General features: G+C 50.5%; 4 protein-coding genes. All 4 read left to right on the top strand.

The annotated features are described in order from the left end of the window. Positions 1 to 151: 151 nt before the first annotated feature. Positions 152 to 586 (top strand): Spx/MgsR family RNA polymerase-binding regulatory protein, encoded by a 435-nt coding sequence (locus tag ACLUYS_RS09655; protein WP_412659752.1) that lies wholly within the window; start codon positions 152 to 154, stop codon positions 584 to 586. 58 nt (positions 587 to 644) lie between these two features. Then, entirely contained in the window at positions 645 to 1,550 is a 906-nt protein-coding gene (locus tag ACLUYS_RS09650; RefSeq protein WP_230267483.1) for an ROK family protein, read from the top strand. 455 nt (positions 1,551 to 2,005) lie between these two features. Then, a complete protein-coding gene (locus ACLUYS_RS09645; RefSeq protein WP_230267482.1) occupies positions 2,006 to 2,818 on the top strand; it encodes a metallophosphoesterase family protein in 813 nt (270 codons plus the stop codon). Between the two features lie 189 nt (positions 2,819 to 3,007). Beyond that, positions 3,008 to 3,287: hypothetical protein (locus ACLUYS_RS09640; protein WP_412659751.1), on the top strand; the 280-nt coding region annotated here is incomplete at its 3' end.

Here is a 3,287-nt window from a genome sequence, read left to right as displayed (position 1 = left end):
TAGCGTATCTAATATTCAGTCTCGCGTATACCCGTCGATTGTTTGACACTTACACATGTACGGATTATGGTGTTACCATTAACATGTAAATTTGATCAAGGGAAAAGCCAGCGCATGCAGGTGAACACCAGATCAAAAAAGCGAGGTTCTTATGGTCATTGTCTATACATCCCCTGGCTGCGCCAGCTGCCGGAAAGCAAAACGCTGGCTAACAGAAAATCACATTTCCTATCTGGAAAAAAACATCTTTTCCAACTTAATGCTCGAATCCGAAATCAAATATCTTCTTTCACGGTGTGAAAACGGAACGACGGATATTATCTCGACCCGTTCCAAGGCTTTTCAATCTTTGAAAAAAGACATTAACGATTACACGGTTCGCGAGCTGATCGTGCTCATTCAGCGCAATCCGTCCATTTTAAAGCGGCCGATCATGCTTTCGGAACGCACAATGGTCGTCGGCTACGATGACGACGAAATCACCGCGCTCATTCCGCAGGGAAACCGCGAATCCCAGCGCGACGAAATGCCGGGAACGCTCACTCTTCCCGCAGCACAATGTACGTCCGGCGTTCGCCGAATTTAATTCCCGGCTCGTCTGGCTATGTTAAACTGATCATAGTCAGCCCAAGGAGGGACATTTTATGAAATATGCTGTAGGCATTGATATCGGCGGCACCAATGCGCGTGTTGCTCTTGTGGACGAAAACCTCAACCTTGTGGAACGCGTCCAGTTCCGTACGAATACGGAAGATCCAAACGAAACCTTTTCCAAAATTGCAGAAACCATTAAAGGCTTTGGCAAGGACATTGTCGGTGTCGGCATTTCCTGCCCAGGACCGCTCGATCTGAAAAACGGATGCATCCTTACGACGCCAAACCTTGGTCAGGCGTGGTGGGGATTCCCGATTCCGCAGACCATTTCTGAAGCCACTGGCCTTCCGGTCTATCTGGAAAATGACGCCAACCTGGCCGCACTGGCGGAAGCGGTTGTCGGCGAAGGCAAGGACAAACGCTACGTTCAGTATCTGACCATTTCGACGGGCGTCGGATCCGGCCAGATCATCGATAAGAAAATTTACGACGGCGCACATGGTTTCGCCCATGAAATCGCCAACTGCATTCTCTGGAAAGACGGTCCGCAGCACGGACGTCTGCTCAACGGTGCAGTCGAAGCCATCTGCTCTGGTACCGCGATTACAACTCGTGCCCAGAAAGCCAACCTCGAAGTGAAACACGCCGGCGAAGTCAACGATCTCGCCGTTGCCGGAAATCCAGTCGCTCAGGAAATCATGGAAGACACCAAGGATTACCTGGCCAACATGATCGCCTGCCTGATCGCCGTCACCGACCCGGAAATCGTCATCCTCGGCGGTTCGGTTGCAACCAAGATCAAAGGCTTCACGAAAGACGTCGAAGACCGCGTGAAGAAAAAAGTTCACGGACCGGTTGTTCCTTACGTAGACGTGCGTACAACAACCCTTTCCGAAGACTCCGGCCTGATCGGTGCAGCCTATCTGGCGTTCTCCAAAGCCGAAGAAAACGCATAATCCGGATTCAGAAAAACGCCTGTCGTTTCAGCAGAATCCATTCGGTTCAAAAACCCATACCCAATCGATCGAACGAAGCTCCGAACGCCCGACGGTTTTCGGGGCTTTTCCTATCGAATGGTCTCTCACCAAGACAGGGGCAGAATTTGTTTATCATACGCCTGGCGGTCCAAGCCGTCTCTTCAAGGCTCTGGATGGAACGGCGTACCGGCTGCGGCCGTTCGAGTTTACGTTCAGAATCCGACATTCCTGATGCGCAAATCGGATCGGAATAACAAAATTCAGTCTTCGGAATGACAGCGCTTACCGAAAGCAACGCGCGCCGATTGTCAAGAATGGTAAGTGCTTACATGAGAATTTTGTGCAAAATGTGTAAAAAAGGGGGACATTCGCTTTTTTTTCGCTATCGTTATATCGATCTTCACTTTTTGGAGAGATGGAGTGCGAAAAGAATCATGGTTTATGTAACAAGCGATCTGCATGGAGCCTTCGATATCCGGAAAATCAATCCGAGAGAATCGGAAGTCGCCCAGAAAATGCAGGCGGGGGATTATCTCATCGTCTGCGGCGATTTCGGATGCGTCTGGGACGGGGCGTCCAATGACAACTTCTGGCTTAACTGGCTGGAATCTCTGCCCTGGACAACTCTGTTCATCGACGGCAATCACGAAAATTTCAGTATTCTCAATGCCTACCCGCAGGAGGAGTGGAACGGCGGAAAAATCCACCGCATCCGTTCAAATGTGATCCATCTGATGCGCGGCGAAATTTATCATTTTGACAATAAGACCTGGCTCGCCTTAGGCGGCGGCTACAGCCACGATCATGCCTTTCGCAGCGAAGGCGTGAACTGGTGGAAGCAGGAAATCATGAATCAGGAAGAAGCGCAGCACGCGCTCGACAACCTGGCCAAAGCCGGCTGGAAGGCGGATGTGATTCTTTCGCATGACGTGTACGCCTCCCATCCTTTAGCCAATACGTATGAACTCGAGCTCGAACGCTATGAAGCCGATCAGGTTCAGCAGCTCGAATTCCTGGAAGAAATCCGTAAGAAGACGGACTACAAAATCTGGCTTTGCGGCCATTACCACAAGGATCTGCTGACGTTTACCGACGGCCGTCCCTGCCGCATGCTCTTTGATGACGTGCGTACGATCGATGAACTGCTTGAAGAAAGCCAGAAAGCCGCTTCGGACAAAAAAGCCGAATGCCCCTCGGAGAGCGTAAAGCCGGCGGTTTCAAAAGGCAGCGCGCTTGCTTCGTGCTGATGCATGTAAAGCCGGCTGGCCCAATCCAAATCGAAATCCCATTTTATTTCCATACCCGCATATCAAGGACAGACGCGAATTTTGCTCTGTCCTTTTTGTCTGGTCCTTTTGATCTGGCAAGGGATCTGACGAAAATCATACAAGGGCACCCAGAAGAACATCGTTTTGCGCGCGTGCTAGTCTGAAATCATGAATACAGATTTATACCAGACACAAGAACGTCCGGGCTGGACCATCGCGTTTGTAAGCCGCGGATGCCGCAAGTATCTGCAGAAAAATCCTGCGCTGACTTCGAAAATTGCGGATGTTCTTTCCCGTCAGGGTGAAAACGGCTTTTATCACGCCAAACTCGCTTCCAGAAAGAAATGGCAGGATCTGCCGGTTCTGGAATGTCGGATCAACGATCCCGCCGTTAAAGCATGCCGGGCCGCATTTGCCGTTAAGGATTCCACGATTTATGTTCTCTATC

Source organism: Allobaculum sp., from assembly GCF_047010065.1.
Lineage (GTDB): Bacteria > Bacillota_I > Bacilli_A > Erysipelotrichales > Erysipelotrichaceae > Allobaculum > Allobaculum fili.
The sequence above is the reverse complement of the archived record's forward strand: the minus strand, read 5'-3'. Positions and strand labels throughout refer to the sequence as shown.

Excerpts from the sequence above, each read along its gene's own strand:
- ACLUYS_RS09645 (WP_230267482.1), top strand. The coding sequence starts at position 2,006 with ATGGTTTATGTAACAAGCGATCTGCATGGAGCCTTCGATATCCGGAAA.
- ACLUYS_RS09655 (WP_412659752.1), top strand. The coding sequence starts at position 152 with ATGGTCATTGTCTATACATCCCCTGGCTGCGCCAGCTGCCGGAAAGCA.
- ACLUYS_RS09650 (WP_230267483.1), top strand. The coding sequence starts at position 645 with ATGAAATATGCTGTAGGCATTGATATCGGCGGCACCAATGCGCGTGTT.